Annotated in this window: 4 protein-coding genes; 2 read left to right on the top strand and 2 right to left on the bottom strand. The window is 70.0% G+C overall.

Annotated elements, in window-relative coordinates:
* Positions 1 to 74 precede the first annotated feature (74 nt).
* Positions 75 to 833: a response regulator gene (locus AB0I53_RS34655; protein WP_358612655.1), complete on the bottom strand. Its 759-nt coding sequence runs from the start codon at positions 831 to 833 to the stop codon at positions 75 to 77.
* A gap of 151 nt (positions 834 to 984) precedes the next feature.
* Positions 985 to 3558 carry an aminopeptidase N gene (gene pepN / locus AB0I53_RS34660; protein ID WP_358612657.1) on the bottom strand — a complete coding sequence of 858 codons (2574 nt, stop codon included), beginning with the start codon at positions 3556 to 3558 and terminating at the stop codon, positions 985 to 987.
* Positions 3559 to 3782: 224 nt separating this feature from the next.
* Here pepN and AB0I53_RS34665 point away from each other — a divergent pair, with 224 nt between their 5' ends.
* Both AB0I53_RS34665 and AB0I53_RS34670 read left to right on the top strand, forming a co-directional pair.
* Entirely contained in the window at positions 3783 to 4397 is a 615-nt protein-coding gene (locus AB0I53_RS34665) for a DsbA family protein (RefSeq protein WP_358612659.1), read from the top strand.
* 84 nt (positions 4398 to 4481) lie between these two features.
* Entirely contained in the window at positions 4482 to 5894 is a 1413-nt protein-coding gene (locus AB0I53_RS34670) for an aldehyde dehydrogenase family protein (protein ID WP_358612661.1), read from the top strand.
* The last annotated feature ends 54 nt before the right edge of the window (positions 5895 to 5948 follow it).

Consider the following 5948-nt stretch of genomic DNA (forward strand, 5'->3'; position numbering starts at 1 on the left):
TGTGTGGGGGTCTTTTTTTTTTTGTTTTTTAAACCCACCCAAAAAGACTCACGGCCCCGTTGTCTGCCGAAGCCTCAGAGCAGGTCGAAGCTCTGGAGGTTCTGGAACATCTCGTAGGCCGACGACGTCGTGCCGACCGCGCCCAGCTGCCGCGCTTGTTCGCCGTACTGCTGCTGGGCCCGCTGGCTGCTGAACACGATCACCGGGGTGTCCACGCCCAGGTCGCGCAGTTCGCGCAGCAGCGCCAGTCCCGCGTCGGGCCGCCACCGGCCGTTCTCCTTGCGGCCCATGTCCTCCACGATCAGCCGGTACTGGCGCTGCGAGAGCTCCGCCAGCGCCGCATCGTTGCTCGTCGTCATGGTCACCCGCACGCCGTTGTCCCTGAGCTGCTCCGCCAGGATCGCGTGCGCCTCCGGCTTCTCCGCGACCCACAGCACCGCGAGCGGCTCCGAACCGACCGGCGCATGCACCGGCGGCATCTCGTCTTCGTCCTCGGCGTCCGCATGGCCGTCGCCGTTGCCCGAGATCTCGGGCGCCTCGGGCAGCGCCGGAACCGGGAGCGGCTTCGGGGTTTCCGCCGGGATGCCGATCCGGTCGCGTTCCGGCAGCTCCTTGCTGAGCATGCTCAGCTGCCGTTGCAGGTCCTGGATCATCTCGGTCTGCTGATCGTTGAGCTCGTGCATGGTCAGCTTCTGACCGCCGATCTCGAACTCCAGCTCCCGCTTCTCGGCGGTGCGCAGCACCCGCCCGATGGCGCGCCGGAACACCACGATCGCCAGCAGCGCGATCAACGGCCACAGCAGCTGCGCGATGGCGGTGATCAGCTCGGGCATCGACGCCCCCTCACGTCGGGCAGATCAACGAAATCTTACTCGCCGTGTCCGCGCCGACACGATTCGTGTTCACCCGAATCGGAGGCTCCGCAACGCGAAAAGGGGCACCTGCGATCCCGTTGCCGGTCGCAGGTGCCCCTCATCGATCAGCTCAGGAGCGGTCGAACTCCCGGGCCGCCAGGGCGCGCACGATGCCCGCGCGGCCCTCCGAGACCAGGCGGCGCAGCGCCGACGGGTGCTCGCCGGCCAGCCAGGCGTCCGCGGCCGCGACCGTGTCGTCGGTGACCGCCCACGACGGGAACAGGCCGATCACCGTCGGCTGGGCCCGCTCGCTGGAGCGGCGCTGCCAGACCTCGTCGATCTCGTCGAAGTAGCGCCGCACGTACGGCACCAGCAGCTCGCGCTGGGCCGGGTGCTGGAAGCCCGCGATGATCGAATCGCTGACCGCGTTCGGCAGCTGGTCGTCGTGCACCGCACGCTGCCAGGCCTTCTCCTTGGACTCCGGCGTCGGGATCAGCGCCCGCGCCCGCTCCGCGCGCCGCCGGCCCGTCGCCGTCTGGTCCTTCTCCAGCTCCGCGTCGATCTCGGACTCACCGGCCCCGCCGTGCGCGACCAGCGCCTGCAGCAGCTGCCAGCGCAGGTCCGTGTCGACGGTCAGCCCGGGCAGCGGCGCCGAGCCGTCCAGCCAGCCGCGCAGCTCGGCGACCTGCTCGGCGGAGAGCACCGAGCCGGCCAGCGAGTTGACGAACGCGAGCTGGTGGTCCGAGCCGGGCTCGGCCGCGCGGGCGAGCTCGAAGAGCCGGCCGGTGAACCGCCGCCAGCCCTCGGGCTGCCACGACGGGTCCACATAGGACGCGAGTGCGGTCTGGGTTTGCAGTAGCACCCGCTGTACCACGCCGATCTCGCTCTCGGCGCCGATGCCGCCGTCCGCGGACGCGCCCAGCACCAGCGTCACGAAGTCGCGCGCCTTCAGCTCCGCCTCGCGGGTCATCTCCCAGGCGGTGGACCAGCACAGCGCCCGCGGCAGCGACTCGTCGATGTCGCCGATCCGGTCGATCAGCGAGGCCAGCGACTCCGGGTCGAAGCGCAGCGAGCAGTAGGTCAGGTCGTCGTCGTTGACCAGCACGAGCTTGCCCCGGTGCACGCCGACCAGGTCGGGTACCTCGGTGCGCTCGCCCGTGACGTCGAGCTCGACGCGGTGCTTGCGCACCAGCTTGCCGCCCTCGTCGTCATAGATGCCGATCGCCAGCCGGTGCGTGCGCAGCTCGCCCGCGCCGGGCCGGGCGCCGTTCTGCACGACCTCGAACGAGGTGAACCGGCCCTCGTCGTCGGTCGCGAACCGCGGCCGCAGCATGTTCAGGCCGGTGGTCTCCAGCCACTGCTCGCTCCACCACGACAGGTCACGACCGGAGGCCTCCTCTAGCGCGCGCAACAGGTCGTTGAGCGTCGCGTTGCCCCAGGCATGCCGGTTGAAGTAGACCCGCAGCCCGGCCAGGAAGTTGTCCAGGCCCACGTAGGCGACCAGCTGCTTGAGGACCGAGGCGCCCTTGGCGTAGGTGATGCCGTCGAAGTTGACCTCCACGGCCTGCAGGTCCTGGATGTCGGCGGCCACCGGGTGGGTGGACGGCAGCTGGTCCTGCCGGTACGCCCAGGACTTCTCCACGCTGGCGAACGTCGTCCAGGCGTGGTCGTACTGGGTCGCGCCGACCTGCGCGAGGACGCTGGCCCAGGTCGCGAACGACTCGTTGAGCCACAGGTCGTCCCACCAGCGCATGGTCACCAGGTCGCCGAACCACATGTGCGCCATCTCGTGCAGCACCGTCTCGCAGCGCCGCTCGTAGAGGTAGCCGGTGACCTTCGACCGGAAGACGTAGTCCTCCAGGAACGTCACGCAGCCGGCGTTCTCCATCGCGCCCGCGTTGAACTCCGGCACGAAGCACTGGTCGTACTTGCCGAACGGGTAGGGCACCCCGAACGCCTTGTGGAAGAAGCCGAAACCCTGCTTGGTCTCGGTGAACAACCGCTCCGCGTCGAGGTGCTCGGCCAGCGAGGCGCGGCAGTAGATGCCCAGCGGGATCTCGTCCTGGCCGTCTCCGCCGGGGAAGACGTCGCGCCACTCGGCGTACGGCCCGGCCACCAGCGCCACCAGGTAGGTCGACATCGGCTTGGTGGTGGCGAATTCGTGCCGCTTGCCGTTCGCCGAGTCGGTGACCTCGGCGGTGGCGTTGGAGATGACCTTCCACGACTCCGGGGCGTCCACCGAGATCTGGTAGGTGGCCTTCAGGTCGGGCTGGTCGAAGCAGGTGAACATCCGCTTCGCGTCGGCGGTTTCGAACTGGCTGTAGAGGTACACGCCGCCGTCGACCGGGTCGATGAAGCGGTGCAGGCCCTCGCCGGTGTTGGTGTAGGCGCAGTCGGCGCGCACCACGAGCTCGTTGTCGGCGGCCAGGTTCGGCAGCCGGATGCCGGTGGACTCGTCGTAGTCGGAGACGTCGAGCTCGACTCCGTTGAGGACGGCGCTGTGCACCCGGTCGGCCACCAGGTCGATCCAGCTGTCGGCGCCCGCCTGCTTGCTGCGGAACCGCACCGTTGTGGTGGAACCGAACGTCTCCACGTCCGGCCCACCCGCGCCGGCAGTGAGATCCAGTTCGACCACGTACGACTGGACCTCCAGCAGGGCCGCGCGCTGCTCGGCCTGTTCGCGGGTGAGGTTCGGCGGGGCCACGGATCACCTCGTTGCTCGTCGGGGACTAGTCAGGTCAGGCACGCCTGGCGTACCTGGCGCAGGCATCAAATCACGTCCGCGTGCGGGCGTGCCGCCGGGCGGGCAGGCTTCGCCGTCGGCGTGTCGGTTCGGGCGGGAAGACAAACGGCTCTACCGGGGTTGGTACCCATGACGGGACGCGCTGGAACGCGTCCGCGGGCTACTTCTCGAACGATGGAGGCTTGATGAGCGCCGCTGCCCGACCCAGGGTCGACTTCTACTTCGACCCGGTGTGCCCGTTCGCGTGGGTGTCCTCGCGCTGGATCCTGGAGGTCGCCAAGGTTCGCGACATCGACCTGAACTTCCGCGTGATGAGCCTGTCGGTGCTCAACGAGGGGCGCGACCTGCCGGAGGAGTACCGGGAGCTGCTGGACACGGCGTGGGGCCCGGTGCGGGTGGCCATCGCCGCGGCCAAGCATCACGGTGACGAGGTGCTGTCTCCGCTCTACACCGCGCTCGGCACCCGGCTGCACGACGAGGGCAAGAAAGACTTCGACCAGGTGATCGGCGAGGCGCTGGCGGAGGTCGGTCTGCCCGCGTCGCTGGCCGAGGCGGCCAGCAGCACCGAGTACGACGAGGAACTGCGCGCCAGCCACCACGCGGGCATGGACCCGGTGGGCGACGAGGTCGGCACCCCGACGATCCACGTCGACGGCGTGGCGTTCTTCGGCCCGGTGATCACCCGCATCCCGCGCGGTGAGGAAGCGGCGAAGCTGTTCGACGGCGCGCTCGCGCTGGCCAGCTACCCGTACTTCTTCGAGCTCAAGCGAACCCGCACTGAGTCGCCCAGGTTCGACTGACCACCGGCCGTTCGCGGGTTCACGGGTGTGGCTGGTTGTGACAGGCTCGCTGTGATGTCTGCTGTGTCGGATCAGGGAGGCTTCATGGCGCACACCGGCCACATCATCGGCGGTGCTCAGGTCGAGGGCGGCGAGGCGCGGATCGAGGTGCTGAACCCGGCCACCGAGAAGGTGATCGGCTCGGTACCGGCCGGCACACCCTCCGATGTGGACGACGCGGTGGCTGCGGCCCGGGCCGCGTTCGACGGCTGGGCCGGCACGCCGCTCGCGGAGCGCATCGCGGTGGCTCGGCGGATCTCCGCGGGAATCGCCGAGCGCCGCGATGAGATCGCCGCGACGGTGACCGCCGAGATGGGCTCGCCGATCAAGTTCGCCACCCAGGTGCACGCGAGCGTCCCGGTGGCGACCTCGGCCGGGATCGCCGACGTGCTCGAGAACGGCTTCGCCTGGACCGAGGAGGTCGGCAACTCGCTGATCGTGCGGGAGCCGATCGGCGTGGTCGCCGCGATCACGCCGTGGAACTACCCGCTGCACCAGATCGTCGCCAAGGTGGTGCCCGCGCTGGCGGTGGGCTGCACGGTGGTGCTCAAGCCCAGCGAGGTGGCGCCGCTGACGGCCGCGATCTTCGCCGAGATCGTGGCGGCCGCGGGCGTGCCGGCGGGCGTTTTCAACCTGGTGCACGGCACCGGGCCGGTGGTGGGCGAGGCGCTGGCGGCGCACCCGGGCGTCGACATGGTGTCGTTCACCGGCTCCACCCGGGCGGGTCGGCGCGTGTCGGAGGTGGCCGCGCAGACGGTGAAGCGGGTCGCGCTGGAACTCGGCGGCAAGTCGGCGAACGTGGTGCTCGACGACGCCGACCTGACCAAGGCGGTGAAGCTCGGCGTCGCGGGCTGCTTCCCGAACGGCGGCCAGAGCTGCAACGCGCTGAGCCGAATGCTGGTGCCGGAGTCGCGGCTGGCGGAGGCGGCGGAGCTGGCCGTCGCGGCGGCGGCGAAGTACACCGTCGGCGATCCCGCCGACGAGTCCACCCGGATCGGGCCGATGGTGTCGGAGGCGCAGCGGGACCGCGTCGTGGACTACATCCGCAAGGGCATCGAGGAAGGCGCGAAGCTGGTCGCCGGCGGGCCGGAGCGGCCGGAGGGCCTGGAGAAGGGCTTCTTCGTGCGGCCGACGGTGTTCGCCGGGGTGACGCCGGAGATGACCATCGCGCAGGAGGAGATCTTCGGCCCGGTGCTGTCGATCCTGCCGTACCGGGACGAGGACGAGGCCGTGCGGATCGCCAACGACACCGACTACGGCCTGGCGGGCGCGGTGTTCGGTTCGGAGGAGCGGGCCCTGGCGGTGGCCCGTCGGCTGCGGGCGGGTCAGATCGACGTCAACGGCGGCCGCTTCAACCCCAACGCCCCGTTCGGCGGCTACAAGCAGTCCGGCAACGGCCGCGAATTCGGCCGCCACGGCATCGAGGAGTTCCTCGAAACCAAGTCCATCCAGCGCTGAGGCGCGGGGCCGTGAGTCTTTTGGGCTGCCAGGGCCGCCCAAAAGACTCACGGC

The organism is Saccharopolyspora sp. NPDC050389, from assembly GCF_040655595.1.
Taxonomy (GTDB): domain Bacteria; phylum Actinomycetota; class Actinomycetes; order Mycobacteriales; family Pseudonocardiaceae; genus Saccharopolyspora.

Coding starts and splice junctions, on each gene's coding strand:
- AB0I53_RS34655 (WP_358612655.1), bottom strand. CDS start 833: ATGCCCGAGCTGATCACCGCCATCGCGCAGCTGCTGTGGCCGTTGATC.
- AB0I53_RS34665 (WP_358612659.1), top strand. CDS start 3,783: ATGAGCGCCGCTGCCCGACCCAGGGTCGACTTCTACTTCGACCCGGTG.
- AB0I53_RS34670 (WP_358612661.1), top strand. CDS start 4,482: ATGGCGCACACCGGCCACATCATCGGCGGTGCTCAGGTCGAGGGCGGC.